The 26,646-nt window shown below is 49.2% G+C and carries 23 protein-coding genes and 1 pseudogene; 11 read left to right on the top strand and 13 right to left on the bottom strand.

Annotated elements, in window-relative coordinates; genetic code table 11:
- The first annotated feature begins 380 nt into the window (after window positions 1-380).
- The 4 genes from RTX30_RS15100 to RTX30_RS15085 all read left to right on the top strand — a co-directional run bounded on the left by RTX30_RS15100 (window position 381) and on the right by RTX30_RS15085 (window position 6,897).
- Window positions 381-2,639: a TonB-dependent siderophore receptor gene (locus RTX30_RS15100; RefSeq protein WP_312690975.1), complete on the top strand. Its 2,259-nt coding sequence runs from the start codon at window positions 381-383 to the stop codon at window positions 2,637-2,639.
- Window positions 2,640-3,419: 780 nt separating this feature from the next.
- A complete protein-coding gene (bamA, locus tag RTX30_RS15095) occupies window positions 3,420-5,843 on the top strand; it encodes an outer membrane protein assembly factor BamA (RefSeq protein ID WP_312690974.1) in 2,424 nt (807 codons plus the stop codon).
- 60 nt (window positions 5,844-5,903) lie between these two features.
- Window positions 5,904-6,197 carry a hypothetical protein gene (locus RTX30_RS15090; protein WP_312690973.1) on the top strand — a complete coding sequence of 98 codons (294 nt, stop codon included), beginning with the start codon at window positions 5,904-5,906 and terminating at the stop codon, window positions 6,195-6,197.
- A 295-nt stretch (window positions 6,198-6,492) separates the two neighbouring features.
- Window positions 6,493-6,897 (top strand): H-NS family nucleoid-associated regulatory protein, encoded by a 405-nt coding sequence (locus RTX30_RS15085; protein ID WP_312690972.1) that lies wholly within the window; start codon window positions 6,493-6,495, stop codon window positions 6,895-6,897.
- Window positions 6,898-6,934: 37 nt separating this feature from the next.
- On the opposite strand, the gene RTX30_RS15080 is transcribed toward RTX30_RS15085, so the two are convergent.
- Together RTX30_RS15080 and RTX30_RS15075 are read right to left on the bottom strand one after the other, a co-directional pair.
- Window positions 6,935-8,509 carry a carbohydrate porin gene (locus tag RTX30_RS15080; protein WP_312690971.1) on the bottom strand — a complete coding sequence of 525 codons (1,575 nt, stop codon included), beginning with the start codon at window positions 8,507-8,509 and terminating at the stop codon, window positions 6,935-6,937.
- Window positions 8,510-8,710: 201 nt separating this feature from the next.
- On the bottom strand, window positions 8,711-10,597 hold the full coding sequence (locus RTX30_RS15075; protein WP_312690970.1) for a beta-glucoside-specific PTS transporter subunit IIABC: 1,887 nt from the start codon (window positions 10,595-10,597) through the stop codon (window positions 8,711-8,713).
- A gap of 456 nt (window positions 10,598-11,053) precedes the next feature.
- On the opposite strand from RTX30_RS15075, the gene RTX30_RS15070 reads away from it, so the two are divergent.
- The gene (locus RTX30_RS15070; protein WP_312690969.1) at window positions 11,054-12,469 is read left to right on the top strand and encodes a nucleoside hydrolase-like domain-containing protein; all 1,416 of its coding nucleotides are present in this window, start codon (window positions 11,054-11,056) and stop codon (window positions 12,467-12,469) included.
- A 123-nt stretch (window positions 12,470-12,592) separates the two neighbouring features.
- On the opposite strand, the gene RTX30_RS15065 is transcribed toward RTX30_RS15070, so the two are convergent.
- The 6 genes from RTX30_RS15065 to RTX30_RS15040 all read right to left on the bottom strand — a co-directional run bounded on the left by RTX30_RS15065 (window position 12,593) and on the right by RTX30_RS15040 (window position 18,209).
- Window positions 12,593-13,996: a 6-phospho-beta-glucosidase gene (locus RTX30_RS15065; protein ID WP_312690968.1), complete on the bottom strand. Its 1,404-nt coding sequence runs from the start codon at window positions 13,994-13,996 to the stop codon at window positions 12,593-12,595.
- 130 nt (window positions 13,997-14,126) lie between these two features.
- A complete protein-coding gene (gene licT / locus RTX30_RS15060) occupies window positions 14,127-14,954 on the bottom strand; it encodes a BglG family transcription antiterminator LicT (protein WP_312690967.1) in 828 nt (275 codons plus the stop codon).
- 238 nt (window positions 14,955-15,192) lie between these two features.
- Window positions 15,193-16,854, bottom strand: a complete 1,662-nt coding sequence (locus tag RTX30_RS15055; RefSeq protein WP_312690966.1) for a hypothetical protein — start codon at window positions 16,852-16,854, stop codon at window positions 15,193-15,195.
- A gap of 95 nt (window positions 16,855-16,949) precedes the next feature.
- Window positions 16,950-17,444, bottom strand: a complete 495-nt coding sequence (locus RTX30_RS15050; protein WP_312690965.1) for a FlhC family transcriptional regulator — start codon at window positions 17,442-17,444, stop codon at window positions 16,950-16,952.
- Between the two features lie 186 nt (window positions 17,445-17,630).
- Window positions 17,631-17,834 (bottom strand): hypothetical protein, encoded by a 204-nt coding sequence (locus RTX30_RS15045; protein ID WP_312690964.1) that lies wholly within the window; start codon window positions 17,832-17,834, stop codon window positions 17,631-17,633.
- A gap of 150 nt (window positions 17,835-17,984) precedes the next feature.
- On the bottom strand, window positions 17,985-18,209 hold the full coding sequence (locus RTX30_RS15040) for a hypothetical protein (RefSeq protein ID WP_312690963.1): 225 nt from the start codon (window positions 18,207-18,209) through the stop codon (window positions 17,985-17,987).
- A 130-nt stretch (window positions 18,210-18,339) separates the two neighbouring features.
- Between RTX30_RS15040 and RTX30_RS15035 the strand changes: the two genes are divergently transcribed.
- From RTX30_RS15035 to RTX30_RS15020, 4 genes are all read left to right on the top strand, one after another.
- Window positions 18,340-18,720, top strand: a complete 381-nt coding sequence (locus RTX30_RS15035; RefSeq protein ID WP_312690962.1) for an Imm10 family immunity protein — start codon at window positions 18,340-18,342, stop codon at window positions 18,718-18,720.
- Between the two features lie 281 nt (window positions 18,721-19,001).
- Window positions 19,002-19,337, top strand: coding sequence for an anti-adapter protein IraP (iraP, locus tag RTX30_RS15030; protein ID WP_312691034.1), 336 nt, complete (start codon window positions 19,002-19,004; stop codon window positions 19,335-19,337).
- A 66-nt stretch (window positions 19,338-19,403) separates the two neighbouring features.
- A complete protein-coding gene (locus tag RTX30_RS15025) occupies window positions 19,404-19,613 on the top strand; it encodes a YnfU family zinc-binding protein (protein WP_312690961.1) in 210 nt (69 codons plus the stop codon).
- A gap of 296 nt (window positions 19,614-19,909) precedes the next feature.
- Window positions 19,910-20,278: an STY0301 family protein gene (locus tag RTX30_RS15020; protein WP_312690960.1), complete on the top strand. Its 369-nt coding sequence runs from the start codon at window positions 19,910-19,912 to the stop codon at window positions 20,276-20,278.
- A gap of 820 nt (window positions 20,279-21,098) precedes the next feature.
- On the opposite strand, the gene RTX30_RS15015 is transcribed toward RTX30_RS15020, so the two are convergent.
- The 4 genes and pseudogenes from RTX30_RS15015 to RTX30_RS15000 all read right to left on the bottom strand — a co-directional run bounded on the left by RTX30_RS15015 (window position 21,099) and on the right by RTX30_RS15000 (window position 22,845).
- The gene (locus RTX30_RS15015) at window positions 21,099-21,539 is read right to left on the bottom strand and encodes a GNAT family N-acetyltransferase (RefSeq protein WP_312690959.1); all 441 of its coding nucleotides are present in this window, start codon (window positions 21,537-21,539) and stop codon (window positions 21,099-21,101) included.
- Window positions 21,540-21,627: 88 nt separating this feature from the next.
- A pseudogene (locus RTX30_RS22390) lies at window positions 21,628-21,864 on the bottom strand (Arm DNA-binding domain-containing protein); the annotation flags it as partial.
- A gap of 421 nt (window positions 21,865-22,285) precedes the next feature.
- A complete protein-coding gene (locus RTX30_RS15005) occupies window positions 22,286-22,606 on the bottom strand; it encodes a hypothetical protein (RefSeq protein ID WP_312690958.1) in 321 nt (106 codons plus the stop codon).
- The gene (locus RTX30_RS15000) at window positions 22,606-22,845 is read right to left on the bottom strand and encodes a hypothetical protein (RefSeq protein WP_312690957.1); all 240 of its coding nucleotides are present in this window, start codon (window positions 22,843-22,845) and stop codon (window positions 22,606-22,608) included. Before RTX30_RS15000 ends, RTX30_RS15005 begins: the two co-directional genes overlap by 1 nt.
- Before the next feature lie 255 nt (window positions 22,846-23,100).
- Between RTX30_RS15000 and RTX30_RS14995 the strand changes: the two genes are divergently transcribed.
- Window positions 23,101-24,279, top strand: a complete 1,179-nt coding sequence (locus RTX30_RS14995; RefSeq protein WP_312690956.1) for an O-antigen ligase family protein — start codon at window positions 23,101-23,103, stop codon at window positions 24,277-24,279.
- A 32-nt stretch (window positions 24,280-24,311) separates the two neighbouring features.
- Here the strand turns inward: RTX30_RS14995 and RTX30_RS14990 are convergent, their stop codons facing one another.
- Window positions 24,312-25,493, bottom strand: a complete 1,182-nt coding sequence (locus RTX30_RS14990) for a hypothetical protein (protein WP_312690955.1) — start codon at window positions 25,491-25,493, stop codon at window positions 24,312-24,314.
- A 73-nt stretch (window positions 25,494-25,566) separates the two neighbouring features.
- On the opposite strand from RTX30_RS14990, the gene RTX30_RS14985 reads away from it, so the two are divergent.
- A protein-coding gene (locus RTX30_RS14985; protein WP_312690954.1) for an IS3 family transposase occupies window positions 25,567-26,645 on the top strand; the annotation gives its coding sequence in 2 pieces (ribosomal slippage) (window positions 25,567-25,813 and window positions 25,813-26,645; 1,080 coding nt in all).
- Window position 26,646: the final 1 nt, after the last annotated feature.

Below are 26,646 nucleotides of genomic sequence, written 5' to 3'. Positions count from 1 at the left end.
TAATTATGGAAATAATATGAACACAGTGTGGTTTATCTGTGTTTTTTAATGTGCATTGTTAAACCCCGCTTGTAATTACCAAATTCGCAACAAATTTAAATGATTGATTTATATATAAATTATATTTTGAAATATTTGAATGATTATTATGTTGATAATCAATGCCATTTCCACTAACGTCATTGCCGCATGATTTTACTTGCTAATAACGTCATGTAATGACCTCTCTCGCTTTATTCCTTTTCGCTGGCGCTGGAAAGCACTTACCCGCTTTACGTCTTATTTGCGCAACAGCACAAGGAGGCATCGCTACGTCTGCAAATGATTCGGCAATGGAAAAGCGAGGATCAAGCGTAAAAGAAGAACACAGGGAATATGGCATGAAACACACTTCGCACTACTCACTGGCCATGTTGGTTCACATGGCGCTCTGGGGACTGACGCTTCCGGCCTATGCCGCTGACACCAGCACAACGTCTGACACCAGCCAGAAAACAGATACCACACACAATGAAGATACCCTGGTGGTTACCGCCGCCAAACAAACGTTACAGGCCTCTGGCGTCTCGACCATCACGGCGGATGAAATCAGCAAACACCCGCCCGCGCGCGATGTATCCGAACTGATCCGTACCCAACCCGGCGTGAACCTGACAGGCAACTCCACCAGCGGCCAGCGTGGCAATAACCGCCAGATCGATATTCGTGGTATGGGGCCGGAAAATACCCTGATCCTCGTTGATGGCAAGCCCGTCACCAGCCGAAATGCGGTGCGCTATGGCTGGCGCGGCGATCGTGACAGCCGCGGCGACAGCAGTTGGGTGCCCGCAGAAATGATCGATCATATCGATGTGGTCCGAGGGCCGGCTGCGGCGCGCTATGGCAACGGTGCCATGGGCGGCGTGGTCAATATCATCACCAAACCGAACCAGAACGAATGGCACGGCTCGTGGAACACCTATCTGAATGCCCCGCAGCACCGTAAAGAGGGGTCAACAAAACGCACCAACTTTAGCCTTAACGGCCCGCTCTCTGACACAGTCAGTTTCAACCTGTGGGGCAACCTGAGCAAAACGCAGGCCGATGCGCAGGATATTAACTCCGGTCATGAGGCCGCACGCACCGGTACTTACGCTGGATCCTACCCGGCGGGTCGCGAAGGTGTCATCAACAAGGATATTCACGGCAAAGTGCGCTGGGAATTTGCGCCAATGCAGGCCCTGGAATTTGAGTCCGGCTACAGCCGCCAGGGGAACCTGTACGCCGGAGACACCCAGAACACGAATACCAGCACATTAGTGAAGAGCAAATACGGCAAAGAGACTAACCGTCTTTACCGTCAAACCTACGGGCTGACCTGGACCGGCGGCTGGGATAACGGCGTGACAACCAATACGTACGCCCAGTATGAACGTACGCGTAACTCCAGGATGAACGAAGGCCTGGCGGGCGGAACGGAGGGGATCTTCTCCAGCGATAAGTTCTCCGATATCGACCTGGCGGATGTGTTGCTGCACAGCGAGGTGAATATTCCGTTTACGCTGGGCGTGGATCAAAATCTGACCGTGGGGACGGAATGGAACCAGCAGCGTATGAAAGATGGCGTGTCTACTGCTCAGTCGCTCTCTTACGGTTCAATTTCCGGCACCGACAGCACGGGACGCAGCCCTTACTCAAGCGCCGAGATCTTCTCGCTGTTTACCGAGGACAATATCGCGCTGACCGACAGTACCATGCTTACGCCGGCACTGCGTTTTGATCATCACAGTATTGTTGGCAATAACTGGAGCCCGTCGCTCAATCTGTCGCAAGGTCTGGCGGAAGACTGGACGTTGAAACTGGGGATCGCCCGCGCCTATAAAGCGCCGAACCTGTACCAGCTCAATCCGAACTATATTCTCTACAGCAACGGTCAGGGTTGCTACAACAGCAGCGCGGCCTGTTACCTGATGGGTAATGAGGATCTGAAAGCTGAAACCAGCGTCAACAAAGAGATCGGTATTGAGTATAAGCACAACGGTTTCCAGACCGGGGTCACTTACTTCCGTAACGATTACCACAACAAGATCGAATCCGGTTATGCCGCGGTCGGTACGGCCAGCAACGGCACGACCAATATCTACCAATGGGAAAATATTCCAAAAGCGCTGGTTGAAGGTCTGGAAGGCACCTTTAACGTTCCCGTGACGGAAACAGTAAACTGGACCAACAATCTGACCTGGATGCTGCAAAGCAAAAACAAGACCACGGGCGATCGTCTGTCGGTGATCCCTCAATTCACGCTGAATTCTGCGCTCGCCTGGCAGGTACGTGATGACTGGTCATTACAAAGCACCTTCACCTGGTACGGCCGACAGAAACCGAAACGCTTTAACTACAAAGGCGCGGCGGTATCGGGCAGCGAACTCAATGAAGTCAGCCCTTATAGCATTGTCGGTCTGAGTTCGACCTGGACGGTAAATAAAAACCTGAGTCTGACGGGCGGCGTAGAAAATATCTTCGATGTGCGTCATTACCGGGCAGGCAATGCGCAAACCACCGGCAACTCCACCACTGGAGCATATTTGTATGGCGCAGGTGCAGAAACCTATAACGAAGCGGGTCGTACGTTTTATGTCAGCGTAAATACGCACTTCTGATGCCTTGCATCGGGCCGGAATATCAACTATTCCGGCTTTTTTATTGCCCGGGGCAAAGCCTGTATCGTCTGTTATAGATGATGACAAAATCTTCACTGCTTCTGCATAATCCATTCATGGTCTGAGTATATCCTTAACGCGTTGATGTCGATGGGAATGGATCCGGTCGGCATCAATAATGGCGCAATGCCATTCCTTCATTGTAGTACCTCTTCCCCCCTTCCAAATCCCAACTGCAGCAATGCGGTGAAGGGGGGAAACCTCACGGTCCCGGCCCAGGGATGACCTTAGCGGTAAAAAATGTTCACTGGCTGTTTTATTTTGAATCCGACGGAATAACTAAAAAAACCACAGCCTTCTGCAAAAATAAACAAAGGCAGCCCCCATAATTTATTCATGCTGGCTCCATTTTATCTGCCGCATTATTCGTTAAAGTTGCTGCGTTCTTTATCATTACCAAAGAACTGTAAACCTAACAAACTTTTCCCCCTTCCCCCCCGTTGAAGGAAGGGGGCTTTTTTATTAAATTCCCACGCCTAACCAGGCATTAAATTAATCGCAGACGCCGTTTTGATGTTTTAATTCAAATTAAGTTCCGTGAGCGAATAAATTTTTTAACCTTCTGGATTATCCATCCTTTCTCCATTGTTTCACCATAATTAAATGTGATTCTGCGTTTTTATTCGGGGTGTTTTGGGTAAATTTGATCGTGGTTCAGGGATCACCCAGAGTTAACTTCGGCAGGCTCTTTATGTCATATTTCTCTTAGACGAAACATTCATGTTTAAAAAACGTAATTTTATCGCTGGCTTATTCCTTTCCCCCTTTGCCCTTCACGCAGCCACCACTTACCGGATAGATGATATCCGCTTCGACGGGTTGCAACGCGTTACCGTAGGCGCAGCCTTACTTAGCATGCCGGTCAGAGCAGGTGAAGAGGTGACCAATGACGATATCAGTGAATCCGTGCGTGCGCTTTACGCCAGCGGTAACTTTGAGAATGTGCAAATCCTGCGTGATGGCAAAACGCTAATGGTAAAGGTGACTGAGCGTCCCACTATCGCCAAAATCAGTTTTTCAGGTAATAAATCGATTAAAGATGAATTACTGAAACAGAACCTCAACGCCAGTGGCATTGATGAAGGGGGATCGCTCGATCGCAATAACCTGGCAAATATAGAAAAAGCACTGCAAGATTTTTATTACAGCGTAGGGAAATACAGTGCTCAGGTGCATGCTGTTGTGACACCACTGCCCCGTAACCGCGTCGATTTAAAATTTGTTTTCGAGGAAGGTATTTCTGCCAGGATCGCTCAGATCAATATTATTGGTAACCACGCCTTTAGTGATGAGACGTTGCTTAATCAATTACAACTGCGCGATCACGTTCCGTGGTGGAATCTGATCGGAGATGAAAAATATCAGAAACAAAAATTAGAAGCCGATATTGAAACACTGCGCAGCTATTATCTGGATCGCGGCTTTGCCCGCTTTGCTATTCTTTCCAGTCAGGTCAGCATGACCCCGGATAAAAAGTCGCTGTATATCACCATGAACATTTCTGAAGGTGAACGTTACCAGGTGGTGTCAACCACCGTTACGGGCGATCTGGCGCAACACAATCAGGAAATCGACGCGCTGGCAGCCTCACTGGACGGCAAAACCTACAGCGGCGCGGCGATCACACACGTAGAGAGTGAGATTAAAAAACTCTTCGGTAAATATGGTTACGCCTGGCCGCAGGTCACCACACAGCCTGAAATCAACGATGAACAGAAAAACGTCAGGCTGCATGTTCATGTCACTGCCGGGCGTCGCTACTCCGTGCGCCAGATTCGCTACGAAGGGAATGACATCACACGCGACCAGGTCTTGCGCCGGCAAATGCGCCAGATGGAAGGCGCATGGCTGAATGATGAAAAAGTGCAACAAGGCAAAGAGCGTCTCGATCGCACCGGCTTTTTTGAAACCGTTGATAGCCAGACCGTACCGGTTTCAGGCGTGCCGGATCAGGTTGATGTGATCTATAAAGTGAAAGAGCGTAATACCGGTTCTTTTAACTTCGGTATCGGTTACGGTACGGACAGCGGCATCAGTTATCAGCTTGGCGTCACACAGGATAACTGGCTCGGCACCGGCAACACCGTCAGTTTTAACGGCACCCGCAGCAGTTATCAGTCCTATATCGAACTGGGAGTAACCGATCCCTGGTATACCGTCGACGGCATCAGCCTGGGCGGCAAGATTTTCTACAACAGTTATGACGCCTCAGACGCCGATACCGGTAGCTACAATCAGCAAAGCTATGGACTTGGCGGCAACCTGGGCTTCCCGATCAGCGAAAATAATTCCCTCAATGTCGGCCTGGATTATGTACATAACCATTTAACCAATATGGAGCCGGAATTAACGACATGGCGTTATCTCAACTCGCGTGGCATTTATCCCGACGTGGTCACCAAAGATGGCGACAGCGGCGCGGAATACAGTGCCAACGATGTCTTCGCCAGTCTGGGCTGGAGCTATAACGATCTCGATCGCGGTTTTTTCCCGCGGGCAGGTAACAAAAGCAGCTTAACCGGAAAAGTCACCGTCCCCGGTTCGGATAACAGCTACTACAAGCTGACGCTTGATACCACTCAGTATGTTCCATTAAATGAAGGGAAAAACTGGGTGTGGATGGAGCATCTCCGTGCGGGCTACGCCGGAGGCCTGAACGGTAACGAAGTACCGTTTTATGACAACTTCTACGCGGGCGGCTCAACCTCAGTGCGGGGTTTCTCTTCCAATACTATCGGTCCCAAGTCGGCTTATTATCAGTGCAATGGCACAGAGAGCAGCTATAGCGCTTGCCCGTTAAAAAGCTCGTCTGATGCCGCAGGCGGTAATGCGATGGTGGTGTTGAACAGCGAATTTATTGTGCCGACACCCTTTGTGAGCGACAAATATGCCGACAGCCTGCGCACCTCACTGTTTGTTGATGCCGGTACAGTCTGGAGCACCTCCTGGCAGAATACGGCACAAACCGAAGCCGCGGGGCTGGCCGATTATAGCGACCCTTACCATATTCGCGTTTCTGCCGGTATTGCCCTGCAATGGATGTCACCACTAGGTCCACTGGTCTTTTCGTGGGCGCAGCCCTTTAAAAAATACGATGGCGATAAGGCCGAACAATTCCAGTTTAATATTGGTAAAACCTGGTAACCGTTATAACGGCCAGGCGTATCCACTGAGCAATATCACGGATCGCTTTGCGAAAAAATTATGAAGAAAAAGTCACCAAACATTGTTAACAGAGTTGATTTTTTCGACTTCAGATATGAGCTGGAGCGCGCGGTATTGGCAACTGACCAGGAATATTCGCAACAGTGCCTGACGCGCGCCAAATTCCTCAGTTACTTACTTTGCCGACATGTTCAGCATGATATTGTGGAATTATTTAACCAAACATTTAGCAGCGCTGAAATGGCAGTGCAGGCGGATGCAAACCGAAAAGAAAAAACACGTGAATTCAGAAATAATTTTTCCAGACTCAAACACGCGATATATCACGAATAACCCTACCGGCTGTACGCGTCTGTTGACTGAGAAATAATGGCTGCACCCGGCATTATTTCTACCCGCGCAGCCTGATACGTGGATGTTTTGTTGATTAGTAGAATCATTCAGCGTCAGCATTTTTTTCAACTATTCCGGGTGAGTGAATTCCTGTCAGGAAGTTTTGTATTAAGTTACAGGCTTGCATACAAGGGTATATATTTGCTAAAACAGCGGTTCTCGTATTGATCTTTATGTAGATATCACTAAAAATTAGATGGAAAGATTTTTTAATTCCATCACAAGGAGTGACGTTATGTCAGAAGCCCTTAAATCACTTAATAACATTCGTACGCTTAGGGTTCAGGCCCGTGAAGTTACTCTTGAAACACTCGAAGAGATGCTCGAAAAGTTGTCAGTGGTTGTTGAAGAACGTCGTGAAGAAGATGTCTCTTTACGCAAAGAACTCGAAGAGAAAGAAGCCAAGCTGGCTGCATTTCGTCAGAAATTAATCGATGAAGGCATTGATCCGACTGAACTCCTCTCCTCTCTGAAAGGTCAGACAACGAAGTCAAAATCTGTCCGCGCGCCACGTCCTGCTAAATATCAGTACACTGATGAAGACGGCAGCGTAAAAACATGGACAGGCCAGGGCCGCACGCCAAAAGCGATTGCGAAAGCGCTCGCTGAAGGTAAAAAGCTCGAAGATTTCGCGCTCTGAAAATAAGGGGCGGCGCGATGCCGCCCTCTTTTTTTGCTTAAAAAACCACTTCCGCCTGCACGCCAAAACTTATTTGATAATCTTTCCCATCATTAAACGACTGTGTATCAATCTCGTTTTCCAGCGCTTTGAGCCAGGTACTGTAAAAGCGGATTTCCGGGCGTGAGTTCAGAATACTGGTATCCACTTTGTACACCTGGGCCAGCGTTACCTTATAACCCGACTCGTCGTATGTCATATTGTTGACGCTGTTTTTCTGCGTGAAATAGCCTAACTCCAGCGCGGTCTGCATGTTTTGACTCCAGATCCACGACGGACGAATCACGGCGCGCGCCGTTTCAAAATCGGTATGCGCCCCGGTAAATGTCGAGTAAAGATCGTGACCGCGACCATACACCAGCGCATGCGCCATGATGACTTTCTCAGATAAATAAAACTCACCCTGATTCACCAGCCGCCAGCCAATTCCTCCGCTGTGTATGCCGTAATATGAGCTGTTGTAATCAAAATCCGGGTTGGCGCTGGAAATATTCATAAACTGGCTGGCCAGTGAATTATCTGCCAGCTGCAGCGTCAGTTCATTTGTGCCCTTAAGTAAAGGATTACGTAAAATCGCCTGCGCGAGCCAGGAGGATTTAACCTGGTAATACGCATTGTCGTTTTGCGCTTTTTTCTGTTCATCCGTTTGGTTAGCAAAAGCATATTTTGCGCCCAACTCCAGCGCGACATCATCCGTAACGGGCAGATTTTTATAACGCGCTTCAGCAATATTCACATTGACTTGCGTCGTGTCGCTACAGCTGGAAGAACCCGCAGCACAAACAGTACTGTAATTATCAATGTCGTTACGCGTTAGCGCCATACTTACCGCGCCGACCGGTAATTTCCAGTTTTCTATCCCCACACCTGCACCGGAGAGTGTGCGGTTACTTTTCCAGTCCAGCAGTTGAATTTCGTATTGCGGCAGCGTGTGTTTCCCCACCCATACCGAGGCTTCCGGCGCAAAAGGCAGCAGGCCGTTGCCTTCAACATAAAGTTTGCTGAGCTTGCCCATACCGCCGCCGGACATCCCTTTCTCGAAGGATTCATTACTCTGCGTTAAGCCTAAATCACCTTCAAACTGCACATTGGCCCAGATGGATTTGCCGCCATCGCGCCATGCCCGCTTTTTCAGCGACAAGTTGTACCAGCCATCATATTCATTACCAAAACGTCCCAGCGAACCCACTGCCCATGATTTTGGCCCGCCATTCGTGGTGGTGGCCCAGCCGGAGCGGAAATAGCCTGAATATTTAAAACTGGTATCGTCCTGCACGTAATGGCTGATCTTTTTCAGCGTGGCAGGAGAGAGTTCCGGTTCTGCTTCCGCCGCGGCGATTGTCGTTCCTGCGCCGACGGCGGGCTGCATTGCCGCAGGCTGGGCGACATCGACACGACGCTGCCCGGCTTTCTCTTTATTCTCATATTCCTGTAATTTCTGCTGGGTCACTCTCAGTTGCGCTTCAAGTGCTTCCATGCGCTGCTCTAAGGTGAGTTTCTGCGCTACCGCGCTGCTGCTGGCGCTATAGCAGGACAGTAATGCCAGCGCGATCGCCGTTTTTGTGGCTCTCATTGTTACGTTCATCATTTCCCCTCGATATGGCCCCCCAAAAAAAAGACCCGCAACTGACGGATATTTATTCCGCCAGTTGCAGGTCTCGCCTGAATGAAATCAGTAACGTCCTGTGGGGGTAGCTTTCTAACTGATTAACTTTTTAATTTATTGCGCCGACAACGACGCTCGTCGCACACCCACTCCCGTTATCAGGGAGCGTTATACCGATAGCGCCATCACCGGCTCTCCAACACGGGAGTACGGTTGATCGCTTATCTGTAATTTGGGCCAGGCTTCGCTATTGGTGACAATCACCGGCGTCACCGTGTCATACCCTGCCTGTTTGATGGCATTGAGATCGAATGTGAGCAATAACTGGCCTTTTTTAACCGTATCGCCCTCGTTGACCTGCATCTGGAAATACTGCCCCTCCAGTTGCACGGTATTAATGCCGACGTGGATTAATATTTCTGCCCCACCGCTGGAATGGAGACCAATCGCGTGGCCGCTGGCAAAGGTACTGGCAATGTAACCGTCGACCGGGGCGTACACCCGCCCTTCTTCCGGTACGATCGCCAACCCCGGCCCGACAATCCCGGCCGAAAACACCTTATCATCCACTTGCGCAAGCGGGATCAATGAACCGGAAAGCGGCGCGGCAATCTGCTCACCAGCCGCTGACATCTGTTCCTGCGCTGTACGTTTGTGCGCCATCGCCGGCGGTTCTCCCCCAGGTACTGCCGGAGCAGGCCGGGAATGGGGTTCGTCAAAACCTACAATCAGCGTTAGCGCAAGACTGCCAATAAATGCCACTGCGCAGCCAATAATAAAGCCGACAAACCCTTCGCCGTAGAAAATTGGCAGCGTCAATAAACCCGGCATCCCCATTGAGATCGCGGAACTTTTCGCATATCCCACCACCGCGCCGCCGAGCGCGGCAGCAATTACCGCGCAGATAAAGGGCTTTTTCAATTTCAGCGTGACACCGTAAACCCCCGGCTCCGTGATACCGAACAGCGAGGCAATAAATGAGCTTCCCGCCAGTGCCTTCATCTTTTTATCTTTGGTACGCAGCATCACTGCCAGCAACGCGCCCGACTGGGCAAACACCGAGGGGCTGGACGCCGCTTTCAAAAAACTGTGCCCCATGACCGAAATATCGTTAATAAAAACGGTAACGAAGCCCCAGTGGACACCAAAAATGACCAATATCTGCCAGGCCGCCGCCATTAACGCGCTGGCAATAATGGGGTTAAAGCCATAAATCGATACAAATAACGAGGCGACAAACTGACTGATCGCAATCCCTACCGGGCCAATGGTCATCAGCGTCAACGGCACCATCACCGTGAGCAGGAAAAACGGAGTCAGAATATTGCGCACGCTTTCATGGATATGGCGATTGAGGAAACGTTCGATTATCGACATCAGCCAAACGCTGAAAATAATCGGGATCACCGTACCGGTATATTTCATCATTATTACGGGCAGGCCAAAAAACGTTACAGCCTGACCGCCGTCGAATAGCCCCTGAATGCTGGGATAAATTAACGCGCCAGCCACCGAGACGGCGACAAAAATATTGGTTTCAAATTTTCGCGCCGAGGTAATGGCCAACAGCAGCGGCAGAAAATAGAACAAGCTGTCTGACGCCGCATGCAAAATAATATAGGTACTCTCTTTGTTGCTCATCCAGCCTGCGGCCAGCACAATCGCCAGCGCGCCTTTTAATACCCCGGCAGCCGCCATCGCTCCGAGTAATGGCGTAAAAATACCCGCGACAAGATCAATCAAACGTCCGAGAATCGAGGCGCTATTCCCCGCTTCAGGCTGATCTTTTTTTGCTTTGTCATCGTCTAGCAACCCGGAGATGGCACCGAACGCGCGAAAAACTTCTGGTACCCGGTTGCCAATCACCACCTGTAACTGCCCGGAACCATTCACCACAGTAATCACGCCATCCAGCGCTTCGAGCTCCGCCAGACGGACTTTGCTGTGGTCAATGATTTTAAAACGCAGCCGCGTGGCACAATGCACCAGCGTCGCAACGTTGCCCTCTCCACCCACCAGCGGCAGAATATTTTCTGCCAGAACTTTGCTATTCATAATGAGACTTCCCGTTTCACAAACGACAGTAATTGCCAGTTCATATGCGCCCGTTGCCTGTATCCGCTGGCCAGCTGGAAAAAAAGCAAAAAAAAACCTGGATAAAATAGTGTGAAAAATCACACTGCTTTATCCAGGTCTCGCCCAGATTTCTCTGGTGACGTCCTGACGAACGTTCTCTTTCTAACAAGCCCGTTTAAGAATTACTACCGCAACCGCCTGTTTTGTGAAAATTGTCACTAAAAAAAATCCTTCCGCATTTTAAATAGGCGGTAAATACAGAACATTCATCACATTTATCAATTTTATCCATTGCCTGACGCGTCGACGCTTTCTATAACCAAGCCCTCAGGGCGTAACAGAACTTTTTTTGGCGAAACCTGCTTTTCGTTGCTTTTATCGGCAACGGAAAGCAGGTTTTTTTGTTTTTGGCATTCGGCAAACAGGGAATACCTCATGGCCACTTTTAACAAAGTCTTCAGCACGTTGCTGGCGTGTGCGCTAACAATCACCAGTGTAAACGCGCTGGCTGCCCCGCAGCAGAGTGTCGCAGAAAAAACGCGGATCCTGATTTTATCGGACATCGGCAACGAACCAGACGACTCACAATCGCTGGTGCGTTTCCTTGTTTACAGCAATGAGTTTGATGTTGAAGGGCTGATTGCCACCACGTCGACATGGCTACGCGATAAAGTGAACCCGCAGATGATGTATCAGCGCATTGATGCCTATGAACGCGCGCTACCCAATTTACGTAAACATGCGGAAGGTTACCCGAGCGCAGATGCCCTGCGAAATGTTGTGCGGGCGGGCAGAGCCGGTTACGGCATGGAGTACGTGGGGGCGGGCAAATCTACGCCAGCCTCAAAGCTGATTATTCAGTCGGTAGATAAGCAGGACTCCCGGCCATTGTGGATCGACGTCTGGGGCGGTGCTGTCGATCTGGCGCAAGCGCTGTATGACGTACGCGCCACCCGCTCGCCTGAAGACGTGGCGGCTTTTGTCAAAAAGATCCGTGTGTATGCCATTTCCGATCAGGACAATACCGGGGAGTGGATCCGCGCTCAGTTCCCGGACCTGCGCTATATCACCAGTATTCATGCGTGGAACGACTATTTTATTGCCACCTGGATAGGCATGTCTTCAAGCTATGCTGCCGGCAGCGATATGCGCCAGGTGAATAACGACTGGCTGACGAAGAATATCCGCAGCAAAGGCCCACTCGGTGCGGTTTATCCCGCCATTGAATACACAATGGAAGGAGATACCCCCTCGTTTCTCTATTTGCTGCAAAACGGGCTGAATGCGCCTGAACATCCGGAATTCGGAGGATGGGGAGGACGTTATGCCGCCGTGAACCCGGACAGCCGCAGTGGACTGCGGACCAGCACATCCGACACGGTAACTGGTGTGGACGGTAACAATTACCGTACTGCCCCGGCAACTATCTGGCGCTGGCGCGAAGCGTACCAGAACGATTTTGCCGCCCGTATGGACTGGAGCGTGAACAGCGATGCCAAACAGGCCAACCACAATCCGCAACTGGTGCTTAATGGCAAGCCCGGCACGGAGATTGTCACGCTACACGTGAAGGCAGGTGAGAAGGTGAATTTGTCGGCGCAAGGCTCCCGCGATCCGGATAATGACCGCCTGCGCTACCGCTGGTGGCAATACAAAGAACCAACGGCAACAACCATGGGTATTCACTTTGCGCCAGAACTGAAGCTTGAACACAGTGAAACAACCGAAGTCAGTTTTACGGCGCCAGCAGTGAAAACCGCCACACCGTTCCACCTCATTTTGCAGGCGCAGGACGACGGTACACCGTCCTTGTTTGCCTACCGCCGGGCGATTGTGATCGTGATGCCCTGACGCGTGGAGGTAACAGGATACTGGCGATGGACTGCCAGTAGTCTGATGACAGAACCCTGCGGGGGCAATTCCCCCGCAGGGTTTGATTAGCCTCATGACCCTCTTTGCTAAACGCCCCTGGCATCAGAACGCATTGTTTAGCGTCGCCCCATTGCTGCTGATCACATCCCGGTACCAAAAGAAGCTCTTCTTGCGGCGTCGCGCCAGCGTACCGTTGCCTGCATCATCACGATCGACATAGATAAAACCATAACGCTTTGACATTTGCGCTGTCCCGGCGCTGACCAGGTCGATCGGCCCCCAACTGGTATAACCGAGCAGTTCCACGCCATCTTCAATCGCTTCTCTGACCTGCAGCAAATGCGCCTGCAAATACTGAATACGGTAATCATCATTGATCGTGCCATCTGCCGCCGGAACGTCTTTCGCACCGAGTCCATTTTCCACAATAAACAGCGGCTTCTGGTAACGATCGTAGAGCTCATTCAGCAGGAATCGCAGCCCCTGTGGATCAATTTGCCACCCCCACTCCGAACTCTCCAGATGTGGGTTAGGGATCATCCGCATGATGTTGGTGCGCGAGCTTTGGTACAGCTCCGGTTGTGCTGCCGCACAGCCGCTCATGTAGTAGCTAAAGGAGATAAAATCGACGGTTTCGGTTAAATCCACTTTATCCTGCGCGGTAATATGCAGATTGATGCCGTTTTCGCGGAAAAAGCGCTTAATCCAGGCCGGATAGGCTCCTCTCGCCTGCACATCTCCAAAAAACAACCAGTCGCGATTGACGCGCTGCGCCTTTAACACATCTTCTGGTTTACACGTTATGGGGTAGCGGATGCCGCCCAGTAACATACTGCCAATTTTCGCATCGGCAATGATTTCATGGCAGGCTTTTACCGCCCGGGCGCTGGCAACGAGTTGATGGTGTATAGCCTGATAAATGTCTTGCTGATCTCTTTTACCTGCCAGACCAACGCCAGTAAACGGCGCATGCAACGCCATATTGATCTCGTTAAAGGTCAGCCAGTATTTCACCTTGTCGCGATAGCGGGTAAAGACGGTTCGCGCATAACGTTCAAAGAGGTCAATCACTTCGCGGCCGCCCCAGCCATCGTATTTTTTAACGAGTCCGTAAGGCATTTCATAATGCGACAAGGTAATCAACGGCTGAATACCGTAACGTGCCATCTCATCAAACAGCCGATCGTAAAAGGCCAACCCTTCTTCATTCGGCTGAGTTTCGTCTCCTTCAGGGTAAATCCGCGTCCAGGCAATCGAAGTGCGGAGCACTTTAAAGCCCATCTCGGCAAACAACTTCACATCTTCCGGATAGCGATGGTAAAAATCGATCGCCAGATCTTTGATATTGGTATTGACGCCATCACGTTCCACGACGTCGCCATGGATCCCGGCGGGTTGCAGATCGGAGGTTGAAACTCCTTTTCCTCCTTCATTCCAGGCGCCTTCTACTTGATTTGCGGCAACCGAACCGCCCCACAGAAAACCCTCAGGAAATGTCGTTTGCATTGTTAGTCTCTCCTTTATCATCAGCAGCCTGCCCGTGATGCCCCGGCAGACCAGAAAAAATGCGCAGCATCAGCCTGAAACGCCAATATTGGCCCTGACAGAGCCAGCAGAATGGCAACGCGCAATACACTTAGCCGCCGCTCAGGCGATTGATGTGGATGGTTAAGAACATGATTTCGTCCGTGGTGAGCTGGCAGCCATAATTTTTATCAACATAATCATGGATTTTCATTGCACACGCCCAGGCGGCAGGCATCATCCCGGTGATACCTTGGTAGATCGTATCGTCGCCGTGAGAGACGGTATCGCGTTGCAACAGCCGCAGCGCAAAGAACTTCAGGTGGGTAATAAGGCGCTGATAATCCAGAGAGTCTTCGTCAAAAGTGACGTGCAGATCATATTTCAGGATCGTCAGCACATCTTTAATGATGGTGGCGCTTTGCATCGTATCGTGCATATCGCTGTTGTTTTTCGCGTTCGCCAGGTGTAGCGCAATAAATCCGGCTTCATCCTCCGGCAGGCTGACGGCCAGTTTCTCCTTTATTAGCGCCAGCGCTTCCAGCCCAACGGCAAATTCCGCTGCATAGAAACGTTTGATATCCCACAGCAGAAAATTTTTGATGGTCAGGCCGTTTGCCTGCCGCTGGAGGGCAAAGTTAATATGATCGCTCAGCGCCAGGAACAGTGTATCCTGCACGGTGATCGCCAGACGCTGCTGCGCCAACGCGATAATCTGCTGGCTGACCGCCAGCTGCGGTGGCGGGATTTCCGCAAGTAACTGCGCGAAGACATCCGCCAGCCCGGCTGATTTTTTGACAAACTGGCTCTCAATTTGGCTCTCATCCACCCTATCGCCCGGCTTTCTGCCAAAACCAATTCCCCGTCCAATGGCCACGATCTCTTGTTTGTCTTTCGTGAGCAGGACAGCGTTATTGCTGAGTATTTTTTCTACTTTCATGCCAGCTATCTCACTGTGTGGTGCTGATGTTATCCCCGATGCAGCAAGGTACGAAAAAAAGGCAAAAAAAAACCTGACTCCACTGCAGCCGCGTCCGGCTACAGTGGAATCAGGTTTCGCTCAGTTTTGTCCGATGACGTCCCTAAGGCGTTCTTATAACGAATCATCCTCCGGCTCACAACCCCCCAGGACGGGAACTGTGATGATAATCATGGACCCTGAGCAGCAACGGCAGCGATTACAAACTTAACTGCGGCCCGCTACGCGCATGCCCTTTTTGCTTCAACTGATCTTTGGCGAGGTGATAGTCGTTTCTCAACGCCTGTATTAATTCCTCAACCATTTCATCACCAGAAACAGATATCAGCAGTAAATTTTTCGGCAATAGCCCTGCGCTTCCGCCACCAAGTAGCGTAAGGGCCTCCTGCGCCGTGGTAAACGGCACGCCGATACCGGAATCTGCCTCGCAAAGACCAAACGAAACAAAGCTGGCCCAGTCCCACCCCACACTTTTCACATCCATCCCCAGTCTGCTGGCGTGAATGTCTCTGCCGCTGGCTTCAATTGCCATGCGCAGTTCCGCCGCAGAACAGACGGTTGGCGCAGGCGCACTTAACGGATAATCGTACTGATGATAAAAAAGGTAATACCCCATCGCCGGAGCCAATGTTAATTTCGCCAGTTGATCGGAATGACTGCCGATATCCGCTCTGCCGGCGCGGGTTTTCTTAGCCTGAAATAACGCCGCTTTGCGGCATACCATGCCGCCTATATTCAGATCCACAATCAGACCGATATCTGCCCCGGTGCGCGTCTCTTCTTTCGTTCCGGCGGTCATCAGCGTGCCGAAAAAAGAACGGCTCTGCGGATAACCAAATTTGGCAATGCGTTCATTAGCCCAACGGGCCAGCCAGTGATTAACCAGCGCACGGAGCTCGCCAGTGTAGGTATCTTCATTTTGATCGGTATGGGTAATGACATTCGCGAGCGACTGGCCGCACTGAAACATGGCCCAATAAATGGCCCAATGCGCATCGACATGGAATTTTTGCGGAACTATCGTCAGGTAAGAGAGAAATTGCCACTGCTCGGCAACATTGAGATAGCCTGGCGGGCTTTGCCGAAGGGTATTTTTTGCAAGCTGAATGGAGTGCGCTGCGATCTCCCGGTACGCGCTGGTTGCAGGCATGCCGCTTTGTTGTTTAAACGCCTGCTCCCTGAGTAAATTGGCCTCCTTTGCCCAAACCAGATACTGCTCCGGCGTCGGCTTTTTTTGAAAACGCAGCATCGGCAAAAGCTGGCAGGCCTTCCGATAATCGTCCTCATTCACCGCCTCTACTATCGCCAGGAAATAGCCCATAAAATCGTGGGCCAGCCACCCCGTCCCTTCTGCAGCCCGACAGGCATCTGTTGCGTTACGTTGAAAAGTTCTGGCCAGAGCCAGTTCCGTCAGGCATTCATCCTGCTCTCTTTTAAGCACAGGCAGCCGACTTTTTTCTTTGTCGACCCAGTGGGTATGTTCATTTATTTTCAGTTGACGTTCGGCTATCGGCTGCGCCTCATGCAGCGCATCATTTTTTTGTTGATAATATTTTTCCGCCTCGGCATAACGCCGCGAAGCTTTATATAACTTCAGCGGTGATTTCAAACCTAAAAAACCAGCCCGGGCTTTTATCCGATAATATTCCGCCGTTGCAGCGTCAAGATTATCGCGCACCTCCGATAATGCTTCGAAAATTAACGCATCTTCGTGCAAATAGTCATAACTTTCGATCAATGCAATATCCTGATTGAGCCTTTTCTTATGCAACTCCAGATATTCAATACGTCGTGCAACAGCGTTGTCTAACTGCTCCACAATACCCTTTATTTTTCGCTCAGGATTATTTGCAGGCATCATGCTCTCTCCATGCTTATTGAACGATGCCAGGGTAACAAAAAAAGCAGGAGATCGCAGCTTTAAACCCGCCCGGAGGAGCCCGGGCCGGGGCAGGGTTAGCAGGTAAAACGCCTATTACATTGATATTTAAGATTTTCAGAGGGGATGTCGTGTACAGTGCCCACACAGAACGCGTACACCCATGACTCCAGTTCAGACGCCTCACTGTGGCTACCGAAACAGTTCGCTGGCGCGCATTCGCCTGTATGCTGCGAGCACGCTTCACAGGCCTGTACCAGCGCCCATGCCTGCAGCAATGTTAAGGCGGGGGGAACAGCGAGTTCGCACAGACAATCTTCAGTATACTGGCGATAAGCCTCTAGAATGCTCTTTGTTTCACTTGTATGCCCGGTATCGTTTAATAATTGCCAGGTCACGCAAAAATGGCGGGCATGCATACGGTTTGTCTGGCTTGCGAACCAATCTGTTGTAAAAGGGATTTGTTGAGATTGATTATTATTTTCTGTTAATAATAATGCCTGTGCCCCGTCATTCATCAGCGATAACGCCAATGAGATCAGTTCTTTTTCAATAAAAATTTCATGTGTCATTATATCAGGATAACTTATTGTATTTTCAGCCCAGGGTAATTCTCAAATATACATCCTAAATGAAACTTTTCCAGATATATTTCGTAGACATTATATATGTAATTAATATCACGAAAATATTAGTTACATTAAATAAAAATTAAGGTTTTCTTAATGTTCATCAACGCTATTCTGGCCATGATGGCTTTAACCCTTGCGCCGTAACGCGTAGCGCTCAATCGACTCCTGAACATGGTCATCCGGGTTTTCAGCCGTATCGCCCGCCCCTGCGGAGTGATGAAAGAACGAGCCTGATTGATGAGATATTGGCGCGGGTTGCGGCACACTGGCGACCGAAGCCAGAGACAGAAACAGAAAAAACCAGCCTGTTGCTAACGTCTTTCCACGCATAAGGTGTACCTTTCATCCGTTTGATCCAGGCAACATATTTACGAATAAAAAGTCAGGAACCGTCAGCCGTGTTAAAAGCTATCCCGGCAGATGTAATGAATTCATTGATGCAGGCGGCGGAAAAGCTCCGCCCCCTTCTTCCCTTACGTGCTATGCGTTTGCTTCCAGCGCGTCCTGAATCGCATCCGCCAGCGTGGCGACTTCCTGCGCGACATTGCGCAGATCCATCTGGCTTCGGATACCGCTGTTAGCCGTGGTAGCAGAAACACAAGCTTTGGAAATCTCCAGCGCGGCCTGTACGGCCAGCAAGCGCTTACGATTTTCGACAGCATCCTCACCCGTTGCCCCATCAAGATCGAAATACCCTTCTAACATTGATCGCTCCTTAATTACGCCTGATCTGTCACCCAGCATACACAAGCCACCGGGGCCGAGGGAAATCGAATGAGACATTTCCTCCCCGTACGACCTATACTCCGCCGTGGTACAGCAGGGAGAAATGACTATGTCAGCGAACGCCGCGTTTACCGCAACCCGTATCCATTACACCGAAGAGGACGATGTTTATATCCTGGGTGTGGGCGATGACGATGAAGAACCTGAACATTTTTTTATTATCAGCCGTTTTGATGAAGAGGATGAACCGGTGGATAAATGCATCGGTTTTCAAAGCGACGCCACTGAATACGAACTTACTGCGGCAATAGCGAGCATCGTGCTGAGTAATAAAAGCGTTACGGTTACGCTGACTGACAGCGCAGCGCAAGTCACAGGCATTCAACACACCGGGGCTACTTTTAAAGCCGGTTACGATCCCACAGAACTGTGTACCTGGCTGCAGGCGCTCACCGTGGGGAGCACAATCCGGTTGGTTATTGAGGAATAAAGCAGTACACAATCGGGGCAAAGGTAAACAAACGAAAGCGTCCCCTCCGTTACCCATTGTCAGACGCAACGGCGGTGTGTCGATAACAATAAGTCCACTACCGTTAACCGGTACGTTGTACCTCTTTCCTGTCACGTTTTCGGGCGTGCATGATTTTCGTGAAATACCGGTTCAGTCTAATGCGGATATGTTGCCCGTACTCATAGATGCGTTTCAGCTTCCATGAGTAAAATCTCAGCCATAATATATTCAGGGGTAGTATGGCAAAAACAGGGGCTTTTATGAAAAATTTAATACTCGGTGTTATTGCAAAAATCTCTAAAATGGATGCAGAAGCCAAGCTACTTGCAGCCAGGGTAGAGGCGCAGTCTTTGTTAATCGGCGCGTTGTTGCTGACGCTTGGCAAAAACGGCGGCATGAATGAAATGCTGGATAATGTAAAAAAAGCGATTAACGCAGCGCTTGATGCGACTGATATCCCACTGAAATCTGACGGAGAACTTCTGATGAATGAGTTTAACAACCTGATTCAGTTGACGCAGTTGCTTGAAACGAGCGACGCTGAAATTGATATTCAGTCTTTAAGGGGCGCCCCCGATAAAGATTTAGCTGAATGATTTAATGCGTTAAAAGGCTGGAAAATCAGCCCCCAGCCTTTAAAGATACGGGCTATATGCATAAGGATGGTGTATGGTTGCAGCCCATTCATCAGGAAACAATCTATGCCACAACGCAAAGACTCAAAAAACAATCGCAACTACCTTACCCAATGCACTTGCCCTCACTGCGCTAAGCAGTCAGAACATAGTTTCACCCGCGTCCAGAAAGGCGCTGCCCTTATGTGTCCCCACTGCAGTAAGATCTTCAGCCAGGACAAAACTGCTATAGCTTAATCCCATAAAGTGTTCTGGAAACACCGGTCGGGCTGTCACCGATCGGTTGTTACTTGCTGATGCCCCCACCGCACCGACCAGACACCTCTTCTTGATCTCGTTGGTCGATAGGGGAATTATACCGATGGCAGGCCCCACCCAGCTATTTACCCAGGACTAGTTGCACAGGGGAGCCAGGTTCCAGACCATTGGATGGGATAAAATATCGATAGCCGAGGCGAGAAAGTCATCCCCCCGGCCAGCGAACCATTCGATTTACTCAGCAACCATGCCCGAAAACATCGGAGGAAATGACTATGTCGTGGAGTAAGGCGCTCTTTTTAAGTAGCGTGGCACTGTTTTTTTCCAGCACTGCTTTTGCCGAAAAAGTAAACTGCCCGGCTTTTGTAAAAGACAGCAATAAAACCTACCCCATGAATTTGATTGACGTTTTCGTCGGGCCGCCAGAAGAAAGGGCATCATTATTACCGGATACGGATGAAGAAATGACATGGACCCTCAAGGATTCACAGGATTATGCAAGAGCGCATAACACCTCCATATTTCTTGTTTGCCGGTACAAGGGGACGAATAAAAAGGCCACAGTAAAAGTGCCGAAAACAGCCCAAAAATGCTCGGGATGGTACGGATACAGCAAAGATGAGTTTTACGCCGCCTGTGAATAAGCCTGTTCAAATTGCCAGACAAGACAGTGAGAGACGATAGATAATTGCAACCTACAGGGTTCAATATTTCAAAATAACCACTTGTATTTAAATAATAAAAAATCAGCTTGCAACATACCCAAAAAAAATTGGTTTGTGCGTTTTTTGTGCGTTGAACTGCATTAACCTTCCCGATTTATTACTTTAATCTTGCATACTCGTTCTTATTGTAACGGTGTACGAAAAGCGTCAGGTAAGGCGCGGCGGTGAAACCAGTATCACGATAGTGCGCTACGGTCTGCCGGGCAAATGTGCTGATAATGCAATACCTGGCGAATGCGTGCGGATAAGTGCCCACGCCGATCAGGAATAACCCCAATCAGACATACTCCACTCATTCCCTGCTTGCCTGGAATCAGGCATGTAAAAGAATTTGGGCGCACTCATCCACACAGGAATAAAGGAAACGGCTTGCATAGCAGCAATGCCGCGGGCTTATATCGGTAAATCTGTTGGCAGCGGCCAGTGTGTGGCGTTACACAGAAACGAGAAACGCACCCATTACGTTTTTTTCCCACCAATACCGCATGAGGCAGATACAGGGCAAAAACAATCTGCTCTTCGGTGAATCATGATTTTTCATCGGCACCACCTCCGTTCCGGGAGTGTAGATCATGCCGGTATTCTGTTTCTGAATGGCGCAGGATTTTGGGTCAGGGTCACTCGGGCTGCATTTAACAACAAAGCCATCGGGAGTTGATTGGCCGGAACCTGAAATAAAAAAGACCGCCAGTCGGCGGTCTTCGAAAATCTTGTGGTGAATGAGGAGTAAAAAATGATTCTATAAAGCCATTCTGTACCGGACAAAGTCATCGGTAGTTGCCACTTTGTCGTAAAGTTTGCGCGCGGCGTTATTTGTACGGGTAAACCAGTAAACTTTTGACCAGCCTTTAATGACAGCTTCATCATGCAGACACTGCAACATTGCTCGCCCGATCCCTCCGCCACGCAAAGATTCGTGAACAAAAAAATCTTCGAGATAACATACCGGCGTGATGACAAATGTGCCTTCATGCAGCACACAGAGTAAGAATCCGACGATCTGATTATTCAACTCAGCAACGCGACAGAGCACAGGAGAATTCGGATCATTTATACGGTTCCAGGTATGCGTTGTTACTTCGTTGCTTACTTTGCTGCCACCGATGCTGTTATAGGCATCCCACAACACAAGCCAGTCGTTATAGTCATCTTCGTTTACTTCACGAATCAGAATGTCCATGCTCTTACAACTCTCTCAGGCTAAAAATTAAATATACGCTCTGAATTAGCTGAAAAGAAACGGCTTGGTGGCCAACAATGTTATTAAGTCAAGGCGCGGTCATGATCTCCACAGTGTTCGCAATCGGCTCAACATTGTTCTGCATAACAACGGTCCAGGCGTTTTTAATGGCCTGTTTCACATCAGACGGATCGCTGCCAGCCGCGATGACACGTTTTGCCTCATTACGTTTATTGCGCGCATCAGCTAGGGTGACATCAGGGTATACGCCAAGAGCCAGCAACTTCTCTTTACCTGCATAACGATATTCGAGTCGCCAGTATCGAGAACCATTTGGCTATTCCGCCCCGTCAGAGAGTTAATAGGGTTTGTCCTGAGGTTTAGCTGTGCTTATCTGACGTGCGGTGAACTTCATTCTGGGGGTATCTCATTTCATTGAACAGAATCCCCCCAAATGTCCCCACACATAACGGTAGATTTCAAGATATGTTAATAGACGACGGTAGACTATAGATTGCTGATAAACAGCGTGAAGTCTGGGTTGTGTAGACTTATGGAGACGTAAGTAGAAGGAAGGATGGTACGCCCTACAGGGTTCGAACCTGTGACCTACGGCTTAGAAGTTCTTGGAACTACCTGAGCTAACAACAACTTACCCCAGCACTCCGACGCTCACACGTCCCATCTTCGAAAAACATACAAAGCCCTGCAAACCGATGCAAAGCTTTCTATGTCCCAAATCTGTCTCACATCACCGGGCTGTCATCATCCGTTGCCTGGTTAATGAAGAACGTCACCCGGCCCAGCACTTCAACCTCTTCCAGAGCCTCACCCTCTATCGCTTCACCTTCATCAGTGATAAGCGATCCGCCCATGAGCTTTGCGAACTGCGTATACCCACCGCAGAGAATTAGCAGCACATCACCATCAGCTTTGCCGGAGACTGGCTCAATCACCGCGAATCCCGTTCCGGTTTCAAGGATTCGGCTGTCTATGCCGATACCGCAGATTGCTTCAGGCGTCAGTACGCGCTCGGTGTAATCAGATGCCGGAGATGGGAAAGCCATTAGCGCACCATCCCCATTCCACGAAGGATCCAGTATCTGTTCTCGCTTTCAGTTGTGGTCTTGTCGGCAAAGTCAGGTTGATAGCGGGCGATCCAGGCATTGGCCTCGTCCTGTCCGAAATGCCAGTGGCGAGCGCCAAGCTCACGAATGAAGTCTTCCGTCTTGAGGTATTTGTAACCCTTTGGATTTCGCTGAACGGCGGCCACAAAAGCGGCGTGAATGTCTGCTCTTCTTGGCATGATGTGCACCTCAATCAATAACACTGTTTATGCATACAGTATTGCAATTGGTCGCATCTTATCAGGTAGAGTATATGAATTTTATAAAAACATTATAAATCAATGCGATACTGAATATTTTTTTTAATGGCTTTACAAAAATAAATTTCGCCAACTTTTCTCCATAAAGTGATAAGATTTCGTATAAATGTAAGTATACGTGTTGACCTTGGCATAGATCATAAGGTGTGACTCCCGTCATGGAAAAGGGACAAAATGCAAGCTGAAAATACATCACATGCTCATCTCTATATAAAAAAAGAAAGTTTAATATCGCACCTATTCGGCATTTCAATACTTTCTGTATTTTTGCCTATAAAAATATATCCTTTCTTATTTCTTCTTGCTTCTTTATTCATGTTGTTTCGTATGGAGAAAAAAATTTACGCATTCTGCGTATTTATTTTTGCATTTGTTTTTTATTGTTATTATTCACTGATATATACAGACATTAATCCAGACATAGTCACAGCTATAACCAAGCTTTCAATAAGCAGTATATTGATAATATCATGCTCAATTTTCCATTATGATACATCAAAGTCCAGGGAGATGCTTTCTGTATTGAATAAGTACCTTACAGTAATTGTTATTTTATCTCTTGCTCAGGTTGTAATATTACATGTACAGTCTGGCTGGAACTTTATTTTTGCTTCGAATTCATATGATGCAAGTAAGTTGTTTACAAATAATCACTCTTATTTTGGTGGTGATGATAAGAATATGTTTGGAGCTAAAGTGGCGTTGTTTGGTCTTCTGCAGTACGTTTCCAGTTCCATTCTTAAAAAGAAAAATACTAACAGAATGCTTGCATTGTCGTTTCTGTCTGGTGCATTAAGCATGTCAAGAACACCTGTGGCGTTCCTTCTTGCGGCGTTTATAATTTATAAATTCGCAATAAAAAAAGGCTTTGCTTTAAAAATAATTACCGTGGTTATTTTTGGTTTTTTTCTTGCTGCCGCTTCTCCATATATAATTGAATATCTAAGGATAGATTCTGTTATTTCTGGTCAGCGTTCCGATGGTATGGCTATAAGGATTTTGTACTGGGTTGCTGTTTTGAGCAACATCGATGTGATAGGCATGATGGGAAATGGCATTCTTTCAGCCAGGCAGTTTCTTACTGAATATAGCGTTTATTATAATGGAGAGCCAAACGTTCACAATCTGTATCTAAACACATTTTTAGATTTGGGTTTTATCGGCCTATTTTTATACTCAGGATTCTTTGCTTCATTATATATACTTATGAGAAGCATGAATAAACGAATAGCCCTTGTAACGATTTCCTGTGCATTCATAATGTCTTGCACACTTTATACGGCATACGATATAGAGATGTGGTGCTTCCTCTCCTCTTCGCTTTATATAACCAGAATGAGTAAGTACATTTAAATAAAATAAGGGGTGCATGCACCCCTTTACCATTAAATGCCCCAGCCTTTGCTTTTGATAAACTGCGCAATAAAAGCTGCGTTTACCGACGCACCAACATATAACGCATTAGCCTGAAGTGTCTCAGAAGGGTGAAGGTTATCTGAACGCAACGACCGCGGCGTTATGCCATTGGCGATGTCGGTAACATCACCCGCATAGGCCGGGTTGTATTTGTTCTTAAAGTTCTGCAGAAGATCGATACCTCCAATCTGGCAATAGTTATCAGGGTAGGCCGCCTTGATGTTGTTGTTCAGGTTAGTCAGGTTGGTTGCGCCTGATGTCCCGGTAGTCTCCGTTGAATACGGAAACTCAGGGCATATCACAAACCGTTTCGTATTCATGTTGGCAACCATCTGCTGTAATTCTGTCAGGTACCGACTATAGTCATTTGAATTCCTTCCGCCCCATATGATGCAAATGTCGTCGCGATGTGAAACGTGCTTCCTGCTTGCAGGGATTGTAGGAGTTGCAAATCGGGTAAACGGGCGCATGGCGAATGTGGCAGTGGTGGCAACAGTAACAGCAGATCCAGCCGTATCTCTGGTAAACACAAGCTGCGTCGCTCCAGTTGTGGAATCAGTGAGGATTGTGCTGAATGTGCCCTCGATCCCTCCAAAGGTGCATTTCCCGGTAGCGCCGTTCCAGAATACACCCACCTCGACAGGAGTCAGATTTACAGAGCCTGAAGCAGGGATTGATCCACCAACTGGTGCATACTGCCTTGTTATGGCCTCCTGCGACAATGCAACTTCAATGTCGCTTGAGTCTCCTGTTCTCGCAAAATTATAGACATCGGCGCCAAGCAACTGATGGAGATCAGAAGAGAATACGGTACTGGCAAAAAACGAGTGTCCGAGTAACGTTAAGCTACGGCTAAAGTTATACGGCTGCCGTGTAATTTCCCCCGTTATCTGCAACTGTGAGTTGGCGGCAAGCGCCGCACGCATATCCTGCGCAGACAAGCCTCCGCCGGCACGGTAAACGCGAATCAAATCGGGAGCGTCACCAATATTAGGCAAAGGCTGTGAAGATGCCATTAAGGTTGTATTAAGGTTGTTATAGAAAGATACGCGGGTATTATGCTGGGACACCTTCACACCTGAAAGCCCTGGCAGATACCCAATACTTAAATCACCGCTTGGGGAGCTGACAGACCCTACCGTTAATGACATATCAACTTTAAATTTGGACTGACCCCGCCCCGGTAGACGATCCTGCCCTATAGTTTGAGCATAGGAGGAGCGTATGGGCACACCACGATTTACACCTGAATTTAAGGAAGAAGCCGTCCGTCAGATAACGGAACGCGGTTATTCCGTCGCCGAAGTTTCTGACCGGCTGGGCGTTTCAGCACACAGTCTCTATAAGTGGTTACGGGCTATTAAACCCGATAACAGCGAGCAGCATGCCCGTGATTTACTGGAAGCGAAAAGCGAGATCCTGAAGCTCAGGGCCCAACTGAAGCGCACTGAGGAAGAACGGGACATACTGAAAAAGGCCGCGCGGTACTTTGCAAGGGAGCCCGACTGAAGTACCGCTTTATCAATGAGCACCGCACTGTATGGGGTGTCATGACGATGTGTCGGGTGTTGTGCGTTGCCCGGGCCGGGTTTTATGCGTGGCTGCATAACCCGGTCTCCGCGCGGAATAAAAATAACCAGCGTCTGCTGGCGCTTATCCGTGACTCCTATTCACTGAGCGGAGGCGTATACGGTTACCGCCGGGTTCATGGCGACCTGAACGAAATCGGGGAAATCTGCGATAAAAACCGGGTGGGCCGTATTATGCAACTGAACCGGATTAAAGCCATGCGCGGCTATAAAGCTCCGCGTCGTATCGCTGGCAGACCTTCCGTTGTTGCCCCTAATCGCGTGCAGCGGCAGTTTACCGTTGTCCGGGCCAATCAGGTCTGGGTCACCGATATTACTTATATCCGCACCTGGCAGGGCTGGCTGTATCTGGCGGTGGTTATCGATCTCTTCGCCCGTAACGTGGTTGGCTGGTCGATGAAGCCCACTCTCTCTCGCGAACTCGCGCTGGACGCTCTGATGATGGCCGTGTGGCGTCGAAAACCGGACGGCGAGGTTATCGTACATAGCGATCAGGGCAGCCAGTACGGCAGTGACGACTGGCAGCGCTTCTGCCGGGCCAATAACCTGGCGCCGAGCATGAGCAGGCGTGGCAACTGCCAGGATAATGCGGTGGCCGAATCGTTCTTCAGTTCACTGAAAAAAGAACGCATCAGGAAAAGAATATACAAAACCCGGGATCTGGCCCGGGCCGATATCTTCGATTACATTGAAGTGTTCTACAACCGGGCCTGAC

The sequence above is a fragment of the Kosakonia sp. genome, from assembly GCF_032052965.1.
GTDB lineage: Bacteria > Pseudomonadota > Gammaproteobacteria > Enterobacterales > Enterobacteriaceae > Kosakonia.
This window is presented reverse-complemented; position numbering and strand designations above follow the sequence as displayed.